The sequence below is a fragment of the Reinekea sp. G2M2-21 genome (genome assembly GCF_015687175.1).
Lineage (GTDB): Bacteria > Pseudomonadota > Gammaproteobacteria > Pseudomonadales > Natronospirillaceae > Reinekea.
Map to the genome: position 1 here is coordinate 449903 of NZ_JADPQG010000003.1, position 21116 is coordinate 471018.

A 21116-nucleotide genomic window follows, 5' to 3' on the forward strand; every position below is an offset into this window, starting at 1 on the left:
GGCCTGGCCCGCCAATAAGCCCCATAACTCAAATAAATCGTGCAAATCAGTCACTAGAACACTGCTTTAAAGCGGTCTTTATGCGATCCTATGCCTATACTGAACTGAACCATAAAAAATAAGAATCTATGCAGTCGACCAACGAAACACTCCGATACCGGAGAACACAGATATTGCTGAATAACGCCCATATGTTTTGGTGGTCTTCTATAGCATTGAGCCTGCTGTGTGCAGTCACTTCCATGCTGATTACCGCGTCCTTCAACGCGGTGGGCGGGGCGGTACTAATCTGTCTGATTTCCGCAGCGGGTCTGTTTTCCATTGATTACAGTCGAAAAATGCTCAAGCAAAAACCCTTCTGGAGCCCGTTTCTTTGGTTTGCGGCCTTGATCAGTGCTAATGCCGTATTGTGGGGACTGACTGCCCGTAATGGGGGGCTGTGTACGACATTGGCAATTGCAGAAGCGGGTTTTGCGGGCGTATACCTGGTGTCTCACGGTCGCCTGATGATTGCCGGTATTGCGCCGGTGGCCTTCATCCCGATCCCGTTTTTATTATGGAATCATGATGCTGTCCTGTTTCAGGTTCACTTTCCACTGATGCTGTTGATTATTGTGGCCAGTTGGCAAGGGCACCGTCTGGCGGTGCGCAATACCCGCACCGAAATGGAATCTGAACGGCTTAACCGTCTGCTCACCGACAACCAGTCGCAGTTGCAATCTAAGATCAAGAAACGAACATCGGAAATTGAACAAGCCAACAAACGCCTCAGTCTTGAAGTGCAGTTACGTAAAGAAGTCAATCAGGCATTGATTCAAAGCGAGGAACAACTCAATCTCGCAATGACAGCCTCGGGTATCGGATTCTGGGACTGGGACATCCTCAACCGCAAAGTCTACCATTCCGACAGTGAGCGATTTTTCGGCAATGGCGATTCATTAACAGAAGATCAGTTTTCTTTGTCCGATCACATCGTTCAGGAGGATATTCCCGCGGTACGCAAAGCCATGAGTGCGCACCTCAAAGGTCAAACTGATTATTATCAGGCCCGCTACCGCGTCTTGCTGCCAGACTCCAATCAGCCACGTTGGTTAGAAGATATCGGTAAAGTCACCGAACGGAATGAAAAGAACATTGCCACACGGATGATCGGAACCCGACGCGACATCAGTAAAGACATGCAATTACAAGAAGACCTGAGTCTGTCTTCCAGCCTGTTTAATAACAGTTCTGAAGGGGTCTTCGTACTCGACGCTCACCAGCATTTCCGTACCTGCAACCGTGTTTTTTGCCAGATATTCGGCCGCCAGAAAGGCGAGCTGATTGATCAGCCATTGTTCGATGTCATCCGCACGGAGCAAAACCACCGGATTAGCCAGGGCATGGTCAATAACGGACGCTGGAGCGGCGATCTGATGGCGATGCGCACCGATAACGAACGTTTTCCGTTGTCCTTAACCCTGACAACCATTCGCCGTGACGACAACAGCGTGTCGCATTATCTGGGCATCTGCCGGGACCAATCCGAGTCGCACCGTTCGGAAAAAGAAATCCGTTATCTCAACAATTACGACAAACTCACGGGGTTGTTCAATCGCGCTTATTTCCACGAAGTGTTACGACAGTTTCGTGAGCATCAGCCATTGCAGGATAATCACTATGCCGTATGTGTGTTGAATCTGGACCGGTTTAAATCGATTAACGAAAGCCTCGGTTTGGAAGTGGGTGATCAGTTACTGAAAGACCTGGCGGCTCGTTTGAGTAATTTCGAGGAACCGATCCGGCAAATTGCCCGTCTGGCCAGCGACGAATTTGCCCTGGTTATTGAATATGAGCAGGACAGAGACGCCCTGCTAAAGACCTTGGAACATTTGCAAGCCGAGATTACCCGCCCATTTTTGGTCAGTGAGCATGAGCTCATCGTCACCGCCAGTATCGGGGTCTGCATCGTTCAGGAAGGCAATATTGCCCAGTTGCTGAATCACGCCATTGCCGCTATGAATCAGGCTCGCTACCAAGGGGGAAATAACTACCAGTTTTATCACCAGAAGCTGGCCACCTCACCTTTGGAGCGACTGCAGTTGGAAAAAGCGCTGCGCAAGTCCATCGCTAATAATGAATTTTCAGTCAGCTATCAACCGAAGATGAATCTACACACAGGCATCATTGATTCTGTCGAAGCGCTGGTCCGCTGGCGCCACCCGCACAAAGGGCTTATCGAACCGGATGATTTTATTCCGCTTGCCGAAGAAACCGGCTTGATTTCCGCTATAGGTGAGCAGGTTCTCAACAAAGCGTGCATCGAAGCCGCAGCATGGCGGGAAAGCGGTTTTGGCGACATATCCATCTCGGTGAATTTATCCAGCCACCAAATCCGGCGAGACGATCTGTACGACGTGGTACACAACGCCTTGCGCAACTCCCAGTTACCAGCGGAGTACCTGGAGCTGGAATTGACCGAAGGCATGCTGATGGAAGATATTAATCACGCGCAAGACTTCCTAAACCAATTACGCTCTCTTGGGGTGCGTTTAGCGCTCGACGACTTTGGCACCGGCTATTCGTCACTGAGTTATCTCAAGCGATTGCCGATCGACACGCTGAAAATCGACAAATCTTTTGTCGCTGAAGCCCGCAATGGACAGACCAGTCCGATCGTGGAGGCGGTGATGGCCATGTCAGAAAGCCTGAGATTGAATGTGGTCGCGGAAGGCGTCGAAACCAAAGAGCAGCTGGATTACCTGGAAAAACTGGGTTGTGACTACGCACAAGGCTATTTCATCAGCCGAGCATTGCCAGCCTCTGAGGTCTTAACCCTAATCCGTCACAGCAATCTGCAGACGCTGACTCAGTCCAGCGATTCCGTGCATTAACGACAGCGCTCAAATCCGGCAGACCTCAAGGTCTGCTCTGGTCACAGAATTCGGCGCTTGACTTCTGATATTTTAATATATTCAACACCCCTTCAAATTGGGCATCATTCTTGCTTTTTATAGCGAAGTCTTTTATTCCTATTTCATTTAGTAACAAAGATGTTGTGGAGGCTTCGATCCATTTCACAGAACTGAAACAGGAATAAACTAGACTAAGACGCCAACGCTGAGATCCAGCGGCAGCGCCAACAGCAGTACTGATTTAATAACAAAAATCGGCAGTCGCCACGAAGGAGCTAAACACCATGTCTACGAACCTGTTTGAGCTAGAACTCGCCAACATTGAAGATAACATTCTTCATAAACCCGCTGATGCCAGTGAAAACAAGCGCAACGAGAATCACCGCCGTCTCGCCGCGCGACGGGCCATTGAGGACCACCTGGAGCAGCAACGATTGCGAAGCGAATATCAGGATCTGGAACTTGAGATATATTAGTCCTTGTTCACTTGAAAAGGGCGCCAGAAGGCGCCCTTTTTTTGTGCGACGAATCCCCTGAATGATCCAGAAAGTATCTGTTTTCTTGTCTTGCGAACAGGCAAAGTTTCCAAATATAGAATCCTCAATCAACACCGGAGGTAACAACACATTTAGTTTCAAGTGTTACTAACCGTTACCTGTTAGCCGGGAGTAGGATGAATGGTACTTACATAGGCTTGTCCAATGGAATTTGCATCAATGCGTAACTTCGTTTCACTGAGGTTTTTTACTTAAAGTACTAAATCTGTTTCGAAGACTATGGTTTCGTTTTTAACCAAAAGATCTTTTTCCCAAGGGGAGACCCCCTTGATCCGGTCTTCACCAGAGTTGAAGTCGTGAAAATCGAATCGAAGACCTTCGCTCATAATAGATCCCCCCCCCTTCTTTCGCCCGCGTTGGTATTCTGCCTTATTTGTATTTTCTTCGAACGGTCGCTTGAGCGTGCATCCCTACACGCGCGGTGTTTGCAAGGGCATCCATGCCCTTGAATCCGTAGCGACGCACCAATTAAATCAACCAAAGCAGATTCGACCGAATGGTTAATTACGCCGATACCGGCAATGTCTTTCAATTGATGAGTTTGAACTATTTATAGAACAGAGGCATAGAAAACCATATCTATCGCGAAAATAACGGCACCGTCTGTCACCATCTTTCAAACGACCACATGAAGCAATGTCACGGAATGAGACTATTGCTGCATACATATTCTAAATCAGCTTAAACAAGTACCATTCGGCGTAGGATTCGCTGTTTCAGCGTTGGCTGATGCGCAAGTTTTGCAAATCCTTCTCGCTGAAGGTTTGCGGGGTTAAGAGCTGTTGGATCGCGTCACGCGCGCGCTGATTACTGACGCGTAATCGGATGTCCAAGTTCTCCGCCCATTCGGTCAACAAACCCCGAGCCAGCTCGCGCTCCTGCTCTGAAAGCCTGTTCAGTGTTTTTTCCGGAATGAGCAACATACCCCAGGTATAGATAACTGGCGTCTGGGTCACGTAGTTGAAACGGCTGTGCCAATTCAAAGTCAGCGCGGCGGCAGGTGGGGCAATCAACGTATCGATCGCGCCGGTATCGAGCCCGGTCAGGACATCACCGATGTTCATGACCAAGTACGAGATATTCAATTCACGAGTCATCCGCTGAATATCGGCGGTATTGGGCAACCAGAGTTTGGCATCCCGTAGAGCCGACAGGGTCGGGATTTTCTGTTTGGACATCAGATAGGAAAATCCACCGTCCAGCGGACCAAAGCCCAACCAGCCGGCATCCAGCAGTCGCTGCCGGAATTCCTCATCAACCTCGTCACGCTGTCGATAGACCTGATCCAAACTATCGAACTGAAACGGATCGCTGAGATCACTGACATCGGCTTCCAGATTTTCAAGCGTTGCGGCGCTGACCAGGGCGCCCTGCAGTTGGCCAATGCGGATCTTCCGCAACACTGTTGCATCATCGCCCATCACGCCACCGGGGTAGACTTTCAGCGTGATTTTGCCACCCAACGCAACGTTCAGCTGCTCAGATAATGTCTGCAGAGAAACGACAACCTCGGAACCCGGAGGATACAGAGTGGCCACTTTGATAGTCGTCTGTGCCAACCCAGCCAATGGAGCCAAGACAAACAGCAATACCGCACAAATACGCATAGGAACCTCATCGTTATTAACGTCATACGGCCAGCTGTCCTATAAGGATTGCTTTGACCGCCGTTCATCTCGTGATGCGCCGATCGAACTGCCCAGACCTACTGCCCAAATCTTTCAATAAAGCTTAGTAACGGTGTCACCAGCGCCCCATGTGGCCATAGAATGGGGCAATGTCACCGGGCAGCCCCCCGACAAGACGACCGGAGATAAAAACACGTCCAACCTACCCCAACTAAGTGACAACCGTATGACGTTGCATCGGCTCGTCTGTTCAGTCGGTCAACCCTTCGGTCAGATACTCATTTTTCAGTTTCACATAGTTGCCTGCGGTGTATTTGAAATAAGATTTCTCTTTATCACTCAACGGGCGAGCTTTCTGTACAGGGCTGCCTTTGTACATATAGCCGGACTCAAGGCGTTTACCGGGCGGTACAAGAGCGCCAGCCGCAACGATAACCTGATCTTCAACGACTGCACCGTCCAGGATAGTTGCACCAATACCAATAAGCACTTCATTGCCGACATGACAGCCGTGTAAACATGCCTGATGTCCTATGGTGACGTCATTGCCGATGACCAATGGATGACCCTCCGGGTTGTAGTCACTGGCGTGGGTAATATGCAACACCACACCATCTTGAACCGACGTTCGCTCCCCGATGTGAATGCTGTGCATGTCGCCCCGTATAATAGCACCCGGCCAGATTGACGAATCGGTGCCAATAGTGACATCCCCCAAGACATAGGCTTGAGGTGAAATCATCACCCGATCGGCAATGGCCGGTTGTACTCCCCGAAATGAATGTATCGCCAAAACACCTTCCCCTTTACTATAGTTAGAATTGATTCCAAGAATTTGAGCAGCCCCATGTTAAAACTTTCCGGATTCTGGCGACATCGAAATGAAGAGATTGCCGCCATCGACCTCGGTTCCAACTCCTTTCACATGATTATAGCCCGCGTGGCCGATGGGCAAATCAGCATCATTGACCGCCTGAAAGAGACCGTCCGTTTGGGTTACGGACTTGACGAAGACGGGAATCTCGACGAGCTGTCACAGAAAAGAGCACTGGATTGTCTGGAAAGATTCGCGCAGCGCATCAAGCATCTGCCCCCGTCGAGTGTCCGCGCCGTGGGAACACGTACCTTGCGAATGACGAAAAATGTTTACCCGTTTCTGGCCAAAGCCGAACGTGCGTTGGGGTTCGATATTCAGATTATCGCTGGTGCGGAAGAGGCTCGCTTGGTGTATCAAGGCGTTGCGTTTGGCCTGGAAGACGACCAGCAAACCCGTTTGGTAATTGATATCGGTGGTGCCAGTACCGAACTGATTATCGGAGAGGATTTCACGCCTATCTCACTGGAATCCTTGGGCATGGGTTGCGTCTCGATCAGCAAACGCTTCTTTGACTCCGGCCAAATCACCGCAGCGTCGGTACGCGCCGCCGACATCTACTGTCAGCGTAAACTGGAACCCATCCGTAGCAGTTTCCGCCGCAGTCAATGGCAACGGGTCATCGGGTGCTCAGGCTCGATCAAATCCATTTCCAGCGTACTCGAACAATTGAACGGACATCCGGCCATCACGCCTGAAGGCATTGATCAGATACTGCAACAGTGCCTGGCAACGGGCACGATCGACGAACTCAAACTACCTGGGCTCAGTAGCGACCGGCAACCGGTTTTCATTGGCGGATTAATCGTGTTGCGCAGCTGTATGAATGCGTTAAAGCTGGACAGCATGGAAGCTTCGCCTTGGGCGTTACGTGAAGGCGTCTTGTTTGACCTGCTGGGGCACGACTCGATGTCTGACATGCGCGAACGCACAGTCATGGAAATGGCGAAGCGCTTTCACGCTGACCTTGATCATGCTCAGCAATGCAACAACGTCGCCCAAAAAATGCTCGCGCAGATCAGCAAGCAGGTGCCGCTGGATGAACACTGGTCCCGATACTTACATTGGGCCTGCCTGCTGCAGGAAATTGGGTTAGACATAAACCACGATAAATTCCATGTCCACAGCGGCTACATTATTGAAAACAGCCACCTCGCCGGTTTCGGACATGATGAGCAACATCGTTTGACCTGTTTGGTACGCAACCAACGTAAAAAACCCGATTGGTTGCAGATTCAGCGATTACCCGAAGAAGAACACACTAGCTTTACTATTGTGTTGCACATTTTCCGGTTGGCTTGTGTACTGACGCGGGCTCGCAATGATATCCAGGATATCGGTTGGTCGCTGAGTCTGAAAGCGTCGTCTTTGGCGTTCAACGCGCCGCCGGTATGGTGGGAAAGCCAACCGCTCGCCGCGGCGGATCTCAATGCGGAAGTCAGTTACATGAAAAAAAGTGAACTCCAGCTGGTGCTCAATCAACCCCAATGACCGACACTCTATGCAGCCGCTCAATTACGAGCGGTTGCCGCGGTTAGCAAACTCATTTGGGCCGAAATAAGTTCTTCACCCTCCAGCGCGGTGACCGGGTGATAATCGCCCTGACTGTCCAGTTCCCACGCCTGCACATTATCGAGCAGATAGAGTTCCAAGTCTGCGATTACCTTGTCCCGATTCTTCTTAGACAACAACGGGAAACCTGTTTCCACACGGTGGAACATATTGCGCATCATCCAATCCGCACTGGCCAGAATCACTTCCGGATCGCCATCGTTGTGAAAACAAAATGCCCGAGTATGCTCAAGAAACCGCCCCACCACAGAGCGAACGGTGATGTTATCGGATACACCGGGAATACCGGGGCGAACCTGACAAATACCCCGGATAATCAGATCGATCTTCACCCCGGCTTGACTGGCTTCATACAGCTTATGAATCAATTTTTCTTCGGCCAGTGAGTTCATCTTGGCAATGATCCGTGCCGCTCGCCCATCTTTGGCAAATTGAATTTCGCGGTCGATATGACGCATTAATGTTTTATGCAGCGTAAACGGCGCCTGCAGGACTTTGTCGAGTTTCGACACCCGACCCAGACTGGTCAGCTGCAAAAAAATTCGGTTCACATCATCTCCGATCTGCTTATTGGCGGTAATCAATCCATAGTCGGTATAGATGGTGGCCGTTTTTGGGTGGTAGTTCCCCGTTCCCAAATGCACATAGTGACGAAGACGGTTCTTTTCCTTGCGCGCTATCATCAACAATTTAGCGTGCGTCTTGTAACCGAACACCCCGTACACAACGTGGATACCGTATTCCTGCAAACGAGTTGCCAGTGCAACGTTAGCCTCTTCGTCGAACCTGGCCAGCAACTCAATCACCACTGTCACTTCCTTACCGGCGCGAGCTGCAGCAACCAGCGCATCAACGATGATCGACTTGGCACCGGTTCGATATAGCGTCTGTTTGATAGTCACCACATCCGGGTCCTTGGCGGCTTGTCGGATCAGATCAACAATCGGCAAAAAGGAATCGAACGGGTGTTGCAAGAGCACATCGCTGCGCGCAACGGAATCAAAGATACCGCTTTTGCGTCTCAAAACCTTAGGGTAATGAGGTTCAAACTGGGGGTACAACAGATCCGGGCGATTCACATGATCTATCAGCTCCAACAACCGGTTTAAATTAACCGGACCATTCACCCGGTAACAATCCAGCGCCCGGATTTCAAACTGCGCCATCAAAAAATCGACCATTTCCGGTGGGCTGTTCTCAGCCACTTCCAAGCGGACTTCATCGCCGTATTGACGATAAACCAACTCACCTTCAATCGCGCGGCGCAAATCATCCGTTTCTTCTTTATCGACAAACAGGTCGGAATTTCGTGTTACTCGAAATTGATAAGACCCTTTTACTGTCATGCCAAAGAAAATCTCATCCATAAAGTAGTGAATGATCGATGACATGAACACGAACTGGTTACCCGTTTCAACATCGGGCAACTCCAAACGGACCAGGTTTGGCAACGACCGAGGGCACTGCACTATAGCGCGGCCACTGTTGCGGCCAAACGCATCTTTACCTTGCAAAAACACCATGAAATTAAGTGATTTATTCAGAATTCGGGGGAACGGATGCGCGGGATCCAAACCGATGGGGCTCAACAGGGGGAGCACTTCGTGATGAAAGTAATCTTTCAACCAAGCAATCTGCGCTTTATTCCAATTCTCGCGCTTGACGATTTCAATACCTTCGGCCGCCAGCAATGGCAGCAGAACATGGTTGAAAATGTCATATTGACTATCGACCAATTCATGCGCAAAACTAGCAATGCCTTCAAGCTGCAGCTCCGGCGACAAACCATCTATATCCGGTAAGGTCGAGCCGGCTTCGTGACGCTCTTTCAGGCCTCCAACGCGTACCTCAAAGAACTCATCGAGATTGGTGCTGGAAATGCAGAGAAACCGCAGTCGTTCCAGCAACGGAATACTATCATTTTTGGCCTGTTCCATGACCCGCTGATGAAATTTCAGCAAGGACAGTTCCCGGTTTAGAAAATGCTCCGGGCCAATGGTCACTGTGTCTGGTAGCTGCTCTACATCCGTCATTATCAATCCTCACTTCGATAGACCTATCCTATCTGAAATCGCGCGCAAGATAATGACAATTATATGACAGTGTTTGAGTGTTCGCTGAAAACTCGTCACAGCCAAAAACAAAAAAAGCCCCGTGGGGCTTTTCAGAACAACAATTCAGAGAGACTTATCCCTTAACGCCGCCCGATGTCAGGCCACCGACCAGGAATTTCTGTGCAATCAGAAACACAATGGTAATTGGGATGCCCGCCAACACGGCCGCTGCCGCGAAGTCACCCCACAACTGGTTCTGTGCTTGAATATACTGCTGTGCGCCAACGGCCAAGGTCATCTTATCGATATCGGAAATCAACACCGATGACAGAGCATATTCATTGACAATGCCAATGAAGGTCAGAATAAACACAACGGCCAAAATGGGGACACTCAATGGCAACAGAATACGGTAAAACGTTTGCCATGGTGTCGCACCATCAATCGACGCAGACTCTTCCATCGCCGGATCAATGGTGTCGAAATAACCGATGATCATGAAAATATTCAACGCCATCGAACCCATGTACCCGATAATCAACGCGGAGTGTGTGTTCAGGCTCATGAAGCCAATGAAGCTACCCAGTTTTTCAAAAATCAGGTACAAGGCCGCGAGAAACAACGTTGCCGGAAACTGTTGTAAGACCAACAGCGTCTTCAACATCGGACCTTTGCCGGTGAATCCCAGCCGGCCGAAAGCATAAGCACTGGTGGTAGACAGCAACAACACCAGAATCGACGTGATAACCGCGACTTTCACCGTATTCATTAACCAGCTCAATACTGGAAACGGCGGTTCAGATACATAAGCCCCACCATATTGAATTGTAGTGCGGGAAGCGCCCGCCGGCATCGCCGGGATGTCCAGCTTACCTTGCAGCCTTCCATCGGGTGTCACAAACAGCACGTCATCGCCATAGGCAGCTGCGTTTTCAGCCAAATCGAGGATGATGTCAGTGCGACCAAGATAACCCTCTTTATCAGCACCGGGCACCGTAACTTTGTCGCCAACGTTACTCAAAAACGACACTGCCAGGTAGGACTTCAACGGGAAATCCGCTTCGTCGAATTTCGGGTTCGCCGTGAAGCTCCAGGAACCGTCCGCGTTCACAGTGACATCACCAAGACCGTTGTTGAAGGACACTTTCGCCTGTCCATCGATATCTTTTTTCAACGGGTTCATGCCGGTGTAATTCTGTTCTAACGCCAACGCCCAATGCTCTAAAGTGGGGTTAGAAGGGAATAAAAAGTTTTCTGGGTCGACCAGCGTGTGCCCGGTCCGGAAGGAAATAGACACCACATACGCCAACGGATAGATGACGAAGAACAAAAACGTCAGTAAGAATAAGTGCACGCCAATAACACGAGCAGTGTGTGATTTAGATTTAACCATGATTTATCTCTCCTGCTCTTATTTCTTAATGCCGACTTCAATTTTAGCGGCTTTCAAATAGGCGATTGCAAAGATACCAACCATCATAAAGATAAAGGTCGAGACCGTAGCACCCAATGCGAAGTCTTGAGTGTCACCCATAAACGCAAGACGGAACGCATAGTTCACCAGCAGATCGGTTTCACCCGCTTGTGGCGATGAACCAATGATGATGGGCTCGCCACGTGTTAACAGCTGAATCAGTACGAAGTTGTTAAAGTTAAACGCAAAGGATGCAATCAACAGCGGCAACATGGGTCGCAATACCAGTGGAAAGGTAATCTTAAAGAAATTTGTAATCGGGCCAGCACCTTCCAGGCTGGAAGCCTCATACAGATCCTTAGGAATAGACTGCAACATACCCAAACTCAAGATGAACATGTAAGGGTAACCCATGAACAAGTTGACCATAAGAATCATCATACGTGACATATTCGGGTCCGCGTTCCAGGATGGCGCAATATTGAATAGCAGTTCCAACACATGGTTGATTTGACCGAAATTCTGGTTAAACAACGCCCGGAAAATCATGATCAGAATGAAACTCGGTACCGCATAAGGCAGAATCAACAACACTTGATACAGACCACGGAACTTGATCGGCTCCCATTGCACGAAACTGGCGATCATCATGCCGAGGAAGAAGGTAAACACCACCGTAAAAATGGCGAAGAACATGGTCCAGGTAAAGATCTGCAGGAAGGGGGCAAACATACCGTCTTCTGTCAGCACCCGGACATAGTTGTCGAAACCTACATTGGTTTGGAAACCGGGAGTGAAATAGGAACCTTCAGAATCGAAGAAAAAGCCTTCGTCCATATCGGCGGTCAATACGATACCGTCTTTCTGATTGACGATTTTATACGGATCGGTTTCATCGGCTTGCCATAAAGGATACTGTTCCGCGTATTCACGCAATTTAGACTTCGCCAGTACCGTCCCATTTGGTAACTCAATCTTAACGTTGGACAACTCGTTTCGGTAAGTAATGGTGGCATTGCGCGGCGCTGACTCTAACGCAGGCTCCATTAAGATACTGGACGCCTTAACGACGATGGCCTCCAAATGGGTCATGTCCACCGCTTCGTCGGTCATGTACATGTTGCCCGCTTCGTCTTCCAGGGCCAGGAAATAGCCGTCTGAGTCGGCGTCCAGGTACAGGTCTAAATCGAACTTGTGAGAGCCTTCAGCCACATACGTTTGCTGCAAGAAATAGGCTTTAGATTGAGCGAATGACAACAGGTGAAGGTTGGATTTGTTGGTGAAGGTCAACCCCAGCGTGTACATGATCGGAAAAATCACAAACACGGTAACGCCTACTAAACCCGGAAAAACATAACGCCAGACATAAGCGCGGTTGGACAGAAAAACAAAGGCAAATAATGCCGTAAACACCAGAATCATGGTGCCGTAGAGCATTTCACCTTGCGCGTACATCACCAAAGTAATGTATAAGAAGAAGACCGTTAAAGATCCTACCACTGCGTATTGTAGCCAGGTTTTCCATCGTGCTTGGGTCGCCGCTTCGGGCACCATCGGGATGGCGTTAGCGTTTGCCATAGTTAACCTCTTCATAACGTTCCATTCGTAAATAATGATTCAAAAACCAAAGTGGCTTTTCAATCATCACTCTTCTGAGTGCGTATATTAGTGTTTTCCACCGGAATTGCCGGTTGGCATTGGGTGGATTTTCCCGAAAAAATTGGGTGGATTTTTGTAAAAAAAAAGAGCTTAAAACCCTTGCAGGTATTAAGCTCCTTTGCGTTTTCAGGTTGAGCCGTCCCATAAGGACGGGCTCAGTTTTTAAATCAGCACTTACTTAGTGATACGTGCTGCTGCGTCGTTCAATGCTTCTTCAACGCCCTGACGGCCTTGAGTGATCGCAGTCAATGCAGGGCCCATGTTGCTCCAGAAAGCACCCATTTCAGGGATATTCGGCATAGGTTCACCAGCTTGCCATACTTTGTATGCATCAGCCAAAGTGTCGTTTTCTTTCGCAAGAGACTTCATGAATTTCTTGTGAGTAACGGCACCCAACGCGCGGTCATCATTAACCAACGCCAGACCTTCTTCCTGCAGCAAGTAACCTTCCAGGAATTCAACCGCCAAGTCTTTGTTTGGCGTAGAAGCGTTTACAGCAGCTGAAAGTACACCAGTGAAACCAGCAGGTGTGCCTTTGTCAACTTTAGGGTATGGACCAATGATCATGTCGATACCGGCTTTTTCATAGTCTGCCCACGCCCAAGGACCATTGATGACACAAGCGACTTCGCCCGCTTTAAATGCTGCGTCGAATACACCGTAATCAACACCTTCTGGCATAACTCCGCTGTCGATCAGGTCTTTCATCATAGACGCGCCAGCGACGGCACCAGCATTCGCCATACCAGTAACTTTAGGGTTGTAAACGCCATCAACGTTTTCAAATGCGAAACCGCCTTCAGCAGTCAGGAAGCCATACGTGAAGTAGGTGTTGTTGTAATCCCACATCAACGCTTTCTTGCCGTCAGCTGCTAACTCAGCTGCAGCTTTCTTAACGTCATCGATTGATTTGAAAGGCTTCTTAACGATGTCTGCGTTACAGATCTGAGTTGGACCTTCAATCGCGATTGGGTAACCAAATGTCTGACCGTTGTACTGTACAGCACCCCAGAAAGCATCATCCAAGTCTTTCATGACGTCTTTGCTTGGCTCTACTGGAGAGATCAAACCAGACTTAGCCCAGTCACCAAAACGGTCATGCGCCCAAATAAAGATGTCTGGACCTTTACCAATAGAAGCTTCTTGTTGGAATTTTTCTGTGACAGAGTCAGGTGTTTCAACCTTCACCGCAACACCGGTGTCCGCAGCGAAGTTGTCGCCCACTGCCTGCAAACCGTTATAACCTTTATCTGAGTTGATCCAGATTAAAAGGCTGCCTTCTTCCCAAGCTAGGGCTTGAGTACCCATAGTTGCACCAGCGACGGCCAATGCAGTAACAAGCGTTTTCTTCATCATAATTGCGTTTCCTGTCTTATTGTTGTTGTAGAGAGTTACCTCTTAACGGAGCTTAAATTAACTGCAATTCCTTAGCGGTTGAAGACCTCTTTTTCCGTTCTAAGGTAAAATCCACCTAATCAAACCCCCGGCGTATCGGGTGTGCTTTTCTAAGCTAAAGTTCGACTTTAGCCATAGGTGGAATCGTGACACAGACCGCTGAACCACAACTGAATGATAGGATTCCCATCTGGCAGGAGAGGTTTTCACATTCGAATCGCTTATTCGGTTTTCATCACACATAAAAAAAAGAGACCGAAGTCTCTTTTTGAATTGGCACTCATGGTGGGTCAGGCATCGTCAAGTATGGAGTATCGGGCCTGCATTTGGTACGCCAGCAAGAAACCAAACAAAGCTCCAAGTGCACAAATAACTGAATCACGGAAAATACCATTATCAATAAAGACCATCGCCGCTCCCAGCATAACGCAAGCCACCACGACCACCATCAAGAATAACCACTTCATACCCAACTCCTGAATGCCCGATTGATGGACATTTCTAATTGATCCAAAACCCATGAATTGGATTGTAGTCACTGATAATTGTGATGCCATTCACAAAAACAATTTTCTACGCACTGACCTTTTTTTGACACATCGCAAAACAAGCAGATCAAATTGACACGCTAAAAAAGCGAGAAAACATCCTTGGGATGTCAACAATTTGCCACCTTAGCGCAGAAGGTTTTTCGTGAGGGGTAAACACTTCGAAGTAAAGAAGGGGTATTGAGTCATGTGGGGAAGTATAACTGGCCGGGCCAACCCTTCGTAGTAGCTGACCCGGATCCTGATGAGCCTTATCGCGTAACGAAGCTGTCCACCAGCGATTTCAATTGCTCACTGATATCCCGCAGTGATTCCGCTGCACGTTCACGTTTTGAGGCGTTCTCTGACAGTTCACTGACCTGCGAAGAAATGCGGCTGATGGATTCGTCGATGCTACCGGCCACTTCGGACTGTTCACCCGAGGCTTGGGCAATCTGTCCGTTCAATTCATTGATCTGCTCTACCGCATTGGCAACTTCGGCCATAGTGTCGGCGGCTTCGCGGATGCGTTGCATGTTTTCCAGTCCACTGCTTTTGCTTTTTTCAATTTCAGCCACTGCCGATTGAGCACCTTCCTGCAACTTGGCTACCGTTTCCTGAATTTCGATGGTGGATTGATTGGTTCGGCTGGCCAAGTTACGCACTTCATCGGCGACGACAGCAAAGCCTCGACCCTGCTCACCGGCACGCGCAGCTTCAATAGCGGCATTCAATGCCAAGAGATTGGTTTGCTCGGAAATACCGCGAATCACGTCCAGCACACTGCCGATTTCGTCCGTGTTTTTAGCCAGATCATCGATCACCTGCGCAGCAGCCGTCACCCTATTAGTCAGATCTTCCAAACTGGCGACGCTGCGTTCCATAGTCTGCCGACCCGAATTGGTGGTTGTTTTCGCGTCTGCGGCAAGGTCAGAGGCCTGATCCGTATTCTGTTTAATATTGTGGGCAGAGGCAGACATTTGTGTTGTAGCCGTGGCTACCATATCGGTTTCTTCCTGTTGAGCGCGCACGCTGGCTGAGAGTTCAACACTGCCACTGCGCGCCGAATTGGCAATGGCCATCAGATCGCTAGCGCTTTCAGACATACGTTCGATCGTGCCCTGGAATTTGTTCATCATCGAATCGAAGGCATTCGCGATATAGCCCAGTTCGTCTTTACGGTGGTATTGGGTTCGTAGCGACACATTATTGGTCGATTCAATGTTCTGGATGACTTGGGTCAGGTTACGGATCGGAATGAGCAAGCCCCGTAAAAAGACTAACCCCATCACCGCGCCAATCACCACCACAATAAAGGTCACCATGATCGCGGCGCGAACGCTGGTATCCACCTGTTTACGAATCAAGGTTCCACCCTGATCGACCACTTTACTGGCGGCCGCTACGTTACCCGCAGCATCGACCACCAGCTGCATCGCATCTGCCTGCTGCGCGACGTATTTTGAGCGCAGAGTGTTGAGCAGAGTCGATACTTTGTCAGACTGATCTTTGGCACCCTGTGCCATTGATGCCCCCATTGACACCGAATTAGACTCGTACATGACAAACATACGCTCAACATAAAGTTTGTAGGTTTCCAATTCTTCCCGAACGGACGCAAAGACTTCTGTACTGGCCGGGTCCTGAGATTCCAGATCCGCCAACTGACTGAGTAGCTGCTGTTGCAATTCACGCCCCGTCTCAACTGACTCAATCAACAGGGTGAGTGCCCCTTGAAAATACCAGTAATTCATATCGGCAATGGTGGTAATCGCGGCGTTGATTTTATTCACTCGCTCGATGACCGATTGCGCATCCTGAATCGAAGTTTGCTGCCGTTCGACCAGTGTTATCTGACTATCGATTTGCTTGGCCTGTTCGGCAACCTGCCCGTTGATCCCTCGAATCTGCCCAACAATAAACGCGTTCGCAACCAGCACGATCAATATAATAACCGACACTAACGCAATGGTTTTCACTTTGATCGTGAACCCATTACCAATTTGAATAGGGTTAGCTGCCATTTTCATACTCCGAATAACACTGCGATTGATTCAAGCGTAGCACTCTGTATCGGTTCTGCTGTGGAAACGCAGGTCAGAGCCGTTCGGTGCCTTAACTGAAACGGTTACACTGGTTTTGACATCGTTGCCGTGACGATGAGTCTAAACAGGTCATGGATAGATAACGGCCACAAAACCAATTTCTGAAGTTTAGAAAGCAATATAATCCCCGCAAGTTGAATCCAACTTAGGGTAGAAAGGACCACTGCGCTGAGCTGGAGATGTCTGAAACCTGGGTAAGATCTGCTGACCATATCCACCAGGACTTACGACGGTATGGCAATGCTTCGGGCAGGTCCAGTTCATTGGGCAGTTGCAGCGCCAGGTACCTGGCATTAGCCTGTTCAACGACCGCGACATTCCGCCCGGTCAAATGCCGCCACCACCGAGTCATCAACACCAGTCGACTCTCCTGGCTGAGCTGTTTGGTTAAGAAGCCCTGTTGAATCGATACCGGCATCTCGCTTTGGGAGAAGTCCATCTTTAACCAAGACGCGAATCGCCTGGTCTTTGTCAATACGTCTTCCGACGCCCATAACGACTGAACCTGGTCGAAAAGATAATCCGGAAAGGGTTCGTTAAAACGCGTTTCAATGGTGGCCGGACGCAAGGCAATGTGTGCCCAATGCGAGGGGATGGACAGACTCACCGCCACGGTTCTGTTGGCGGTCGGTACTTGGTAGCCAACCGAGGTAAAATCGTTCGTTGCGGCGCGGTGGTTTTGTGATACCCAGCGGACCGATTGCGTCTTGCCCCCCCAGTCGCCGGGCGTGAACGTGAGATCCGATGCCGAGGTCTCGCTCAAGGCTAACCAATGGTACCCGTTCTGCACATACAGCGGCCAATCGCTCACCGCACGGCAGGCCAGCAACACGACCCACTGCTCACCGGCGCGGGCGAGCTGAACATTGAACCCCGCCTGTTTCCAAAAAGACGTCAGAAAGGCGTTTTGCTGATCAGGGCTAAGCGAGGTGGCGCTGTATAAGCCAACGAGTTTGACCACTTCATAGTCACTCCAGCCGGTTTCCTGCTGCACCGCCATAACGCGCTGAATCAGGAAGGTTAAATCCCGGCTTAGCCAGCCTTGCACAGCCTCGATAAACGCAAGATTAGGCACGGACAAAGGGGTTAACTCTGGCAGTTTGAGCGTTTGACCAGATTGCTCAACAACAATACCGGTTTGCGATACATTGGGCGTTCGCCTCACCACCGGCGCTGAAAACACCTGCTCGGCCGTGCCCCTCATTGGCGCAACAGGAACAGACGAAACAGCCTGCTCAACTGGATCTAGCGTTATGGATGCTCGGTAGCGGATTTGAGTGACGCTGACAGTGCTCGCTGTGGGATTGGTAAGAAGGGCCAACCATGTACGTTCAGCAGATGTCAGCAAACGTTGCCCCTGAAACTGATTTTCGTAAGACTGCCACAGCAAGGAAGGGTCGCCGACTGAAGCGGACATGACTTGCCCGCACAACACAAGAATGATCAGTGTACTGTACCGTCTCTTCACCGGGCTCAGTCCACTGCAGGTGCCAGCCCTAAACGGGTTTGCTGTTCAATCTCGTCAAGCGTCACAGGTAAACCGATCAGCAACCAAAGGTAGCCTTTAGGGCTAACCCGGCTGCGCACTACCCTGGATTGCTCGACCAACCAGGGTAGCAAATATTGCTGCGCGGCAGCCCGTTCAGACTCACTACTGAACCACTGTTGCGACCATTGCTCGGACCACTGTTCCAGTTGATCGTTCAAGGTTAATTCTATGCGCTCGCTGACGGAAGTATCGGATGGTTCGGAAGAGCGCAATACAGTTAACGGAAAACCAGGAATCGTCGCATCACAAAGAAACGCTGGACCGGGCGTTCGGGGACTGTCCGGAAACGCGCAGCGGGATAATTCGGACTCCACTGAGCGCGTGCTACAGGCCGTTAATGCCAACAGAAGAACCATTAATATCGAAACATATCGCGCAGCGTTCATACATTGCACCTTTTTCAAACTGTATAGATAGCAAATGGCTGACTGAATAAAGCACCATTAACAGCGATGAACAGGCGAGATAAACGATCCATTCACCTTTTGGTGACAGAGCAGCCAGTTGCCTGCCTGCTCAGTTTGGCGTAAGAAGACTTAAAACAAAACCCGTGCGCGCAAGGTTCCTTTGACTTCCAGTACTTTTTCCAACGCTTTTTGCGAACACTCCTGGGCAACATCGATTACAACGTAACCAATTTTATCGGAAGTCTGCAAATATTGCCCCATGATGTTGATGTTGTTGCTGGAAAAGACCTGGTTAATCTCAGACAGTACACCCGGAATATTTTCATGAATATGCAGGATTCGGTGCGCGTTCGGATGAGCTGGTAGCGCCACTTCCGGAAAGTTAACCGCCGACAGACTGGTCCCGATGTCGGAATAGGTAGCCAGTTTCTCAGCGACTTCGATACCAATATTGTACTGTGCTTCCTGCGTGGAACCACCGACATGTGGGGTCAGAATTACGTTATCAAACTCGCGCAAAGGGGAGACAAATTCGTCGTCATTAGATCGTGGTTCGACCGGGAAGACATCGACCGCGGCACCCAATAGCTTTTTACTGCGCAATACGCCAGCCAAGGCATCAATATCGACAACCGTACCGCGTGCCGCGTTGATGAAGACACTGCCTTGCTTCATCGCAGCGAATTGCGCTTCACCCATCATCCACTTGGTGGAATCCGTTTCAGGTACGTGCAGTGTCACCACATCCGATTGACTCAACAACTCAGTGAGTGAGCCGACTTGCCGGGCGTTACCCAACGGCAACTTGGTTACGATGTCATAAAAAATGACTTCCATACCCAAGCTTTCGGCCATGATACCCAACTGTGTACCGATGCTGCCGTAACCGACAATACCCAAGGTTTTACCACGGATCTCAAAGCTGTCGGTGGCGCTTTTAATCCAGCCACCCCGGTGACAGGACGCATTTTTCTCAGGAATACCGCGCAGCAATAAAATAGCTTCAGCAATCACCAATTCTGCAACCGATCGGGTGTTGGAAAAAGGCGCATTGAAGACTGGAATGCCGCGCACAGCTGCCGCATCCAGATTAACCTGGTTGGTGCCAATACAAAAACAACCGACGGCCACCAAACGCTCAGCTGCGGCAAATACTTGCTCAGTCAGCTGGGTTCGCGAGCGCAGGCCAACAAAATGTACGTCTTTGATTTTTTCGACCAACTCATCTTCAGGTAAGGAACCCTTCAGATATTCAATGTTGGTGTAACCGGCTTTTTGAAAAGTATCCAGCGCACTTTGATGCACGCCTTCCAACAATAAGATTTTAATCTTACTTTTATCCAGAGAAGTTTGAGTCATCGTTAGGCTCTATGGCGAAGTTTAAGCGCGCGAATTCTATCACAGCCATTAGCCGGTTGATGACCCAATTTTGCAATGCAATGGTTTAAAAATTGCGTTTTTTAAACCTTCTGAAATCTTGACCGATCGTGCGGCAAACTCAGGTCCTGTATTGGGCCCTTCGGAATGACACCTGTTGGATTGATCGTACGGTGACTGAAATAGTAATGGCGTTTGATGTGGGTGAAGTCGACAGTGTCCGCCACAGCGGGCCATTGATACAGAGCTCTTACGTAATTTGACAAATTGGGGTAATCCACAATCCGCTTTGCATTGCATTTAAAATGCCCGAAATAGACGGCGTCAAAACGAACGAGAGTGGTGAACAAGCGCCAATCCGCAACAGTGACTTGAGAACCGACCAGAAACTGCTGGCGAGACAGACGGTCTTCCAGCCAATCCAGACTCTCAAACAGCTCATTGAAGGCCTCGTCATAGGCTTCTTGTGTCGTCGCAAAGCCAGTTTTGTACACACCGTTATTCACGGTGTGATACACCCGTTCATTCACCGCGTCGATCTCAGACCTGAGTTCAATGGGGTAGTAATCATCGGTATTCCCGGTCAAACCGTTAAACGCCGAATTCATCATCAGGATGATGTCCGCACTTTCATTACTGACAATCGTCTCTTGCTGTTTGTCCCACAGCACCGGCACTGTTACCCGGCCGCTGTAGTGCGGATCTGCCCGAGTATAGAGTTCATGATAACAACGGCTGTTGTACAGATGGTCCTTTACCAGTGCATGGCTATCGATTTCAGGGCCGATAAACATCCAGCCCTCTTCCAGCATATCGCTGTGCACTACGGAGACCGATACGTGCTCGGTCAATTGTTTTAGCTGGCGCATAATCAACGTTCTGTGCGCCCAAGGACAGGCCAAGGATACATACAGATGATAACGCCCGCTTTCGGCTTTGAAGCCAGCGTTACCGGTCGATCCCGCACTGCCGTCTGGCGTGACCCAATGACGGAATTGCGCTTCACTGCGGATGAACTTACCGCCGCTGGCTTTGGTGTCGTACCACTTATCGGTCCACTGACCATCTACAAGCAATCCCATCACTGCACCTCCTGCTGTTAAG

Annotated in this window: 15 protein-coding genes; 3 read left to right on the forward strand and 12 right to left on the reverse strand. The window is 49.6% G+C overall.

All coding sequences use genetic code 11. The features are described from left to right. The first annotated feature begins 128 nt into the window (after positions 1-128). Positions 129-2873: a bifunctional diguanylate cyclase/phosphodiesterase gene (locus IYN85_RS14205; protein ID WP_196159566.1), complete on the forward strand. Its 2745-nt coding sequence runs from the start codon at positions 129-131 to the stop codon at positions 2871-2873. Between the two features lie 305 nt (positions 2874-3178). Further along, the gene (locus IYN85_RS14210; RefSeq protein WP_196159567.1) at positions 3179-3370 is read left to right on the forward strand and encodes a PA3496 family putative envelope integrity protein; all 192 of its coding nucleotides are present in this window, start codon (positions 3179-3181) and stop codon (positions 3368-3370) included. 797 nt (positions 3371-4167) lie between these two features. On the opposite strand, the gene dctP is transcribed toward IYN85_RS14210, so the two are convergent. Continuing rightward, positions 4168-5058 carry a TRAP transporter substrate-binding protein DctP gene (dctP, locus tag IYN85_RS14215; protein WP_196159568.1) on the reverse strand — a complete coding sequence of 297 codons (891 nt, stop codon included), beginning with the start codon at positions 5056-5058 and terminating at the stop codon, positions 4168-4170. Positions 5059-5329: 271 nt separating this feature from the next. Continuing rightward, positions 5330-5872 carry a gamma carbonic anhydrase family protein gene (locus IYN85_RS14220; RefSeq protein WP_255533747.1) on the reverse strand — a complete coding sequence of 181 codons (543 nt, stop codon included), beginning with the start codon at positions 5870-5872 and terminating at the stop codon, positions 5330-5332. 54 nt (positions 5873-5926) lie between these two features. Here IYN85_RS14220 and IYN85_RS14225 point away from each other — a divergent pair, with 54 nt between their 5' ends. Continuing rightward, on the forward strand, positions 5927-7444 hold the full coding sequence (locus IYN85_RS14225; RefSeq protein ID WP_196159569.1) for a Ppx/GppA phosphatase family protein: 1518 nt from the start codon (positions 5927-5929) through the stop codon (positions 7442-7444). 20 nt (positions 7445-7464) lie between these two features. On the opposite strand, the gene ppk1 is transcribed toward IYN85_RS14225, so the two are convergent. From ppk1 to IYN85_RS14275, 10 genes are all read right to left on the reverse strand, one after another. After that, positions 7465-9558 carry a polyphosphate kinase 1 gene (ppk1, locus tag IYN85_RS14230; RefSeq protein ID WP_196159570.1) on the reverse strand — a complete coding sequence of 698 codons (2094 nt, stop codon included), beginning with the start codon at positions 9556-9558 and terminating at the stop codon, positions 7465-7467. 154 nt (positions 9559-9712) lie between these two features. After that, the gene (gene malG, locus IYN85_RS25940) at positions 9713-10972 is read right to left on the reverse strand and encodes a maltose ABC transporter permease MalG (RefSeq protein WP_230390742.1); all 1260 of its coding nucleotides are present in this window, start codon (positions 10970-10972) and stop codon (positions 9713-9715) included. A gap of 18 nt (positions 10973-10990) precedes the next feature. Then, the gene (gene malF / locus IYN85_RS14240) at positions 10991-12571 is read right to left on the reverse strand and encodes a maltose ABC transporter permease MalF (protein ID WP_196159571.1); all 1581 of its coding nucleotides are present in this window, start codon (positions 12569-12571) and stop codon (positions 10991-10993) included. A gap of 255 nt (positions 12572-12826) precedes the next feature. Then, a complete protein-coding gene (gene malE, locus IYN85_RS14245) occupies positions 12827-14008 on the reverse strand; it encodes a maltose/maltodextrin ABC transporter substrate-binding protein MalE (protein WP_230390743.1) in 1182 nt (393 codons plus the stop codon). A gap of 329 nt (positions 14009-14337) precedes the next feature. Beyond that, entirely contained in the window at positions 14338-14514 is a 177-nt protein-coding gene (locus IYN85_RS14250) for a hypothetical protein (RefSeq protein ID WP_196159572.1), read from the reverse strand. A 332-nt stretch (positions 14515-14846) separates the two neighbouring features. Then, positions 14847-16598 carry a methyl-accepting chemotaxis protein gene (locus IYN85_RS14255; RefSeq protein ID WP_196159573.1) on the reverse strand — a complete coding sequence of 584 codons (1752 nt, stop codon included), beginning with the start codon at positions 16596-16598 and terminating at the stop codon, positions 14847-14849. Positions 16599-16824: 226 nt separating this feature from the next. Next, complete coding sequence (locus tag IYN85_RS14260) at positions 16825-18096, reverse strand: hypothetical protein (RefSeq protein WP_196159574.1); 1272 nt, start codon at positions 18094-18096, stop codon at positions 16825-16827. A gap of 56 nt (positions 18097-18152) precedes the next feature. After that, positions 18153-18614, reverse strand: a complete 462-nt coding sequence (locus IYN85_RS14265; RefSeq protein ID WP_196159575.1) for a hypothetical protein — start codon at positions 18612-18614, stop codon at positions 18153-18155. Positions 18615-18764: 150 nt separating this feature from the next. Then, entirely contained in the window at positions 18765-19994 is a 1230-nt protein-coding gene (serA, locus tag IYN85_RS14270) for a phosphoglycerate dehydrogenase (RefSeq protein ID WP_196159576.1), read from the reverse strand. Between the two features lie 101 nt (positions 19995-20095). After that, positions 20096-21094, reverse strand: coding sequence for a glutathione S-transferase family protein (locus IYN85_RS14275; protein ID WP_196159577.1), 999 nt, complete (start codon positions 21092-21094; stop codon positions 20096-20098). Between the last annotated feature and the right edge of the window lie 22 nt (positions 21095-21116).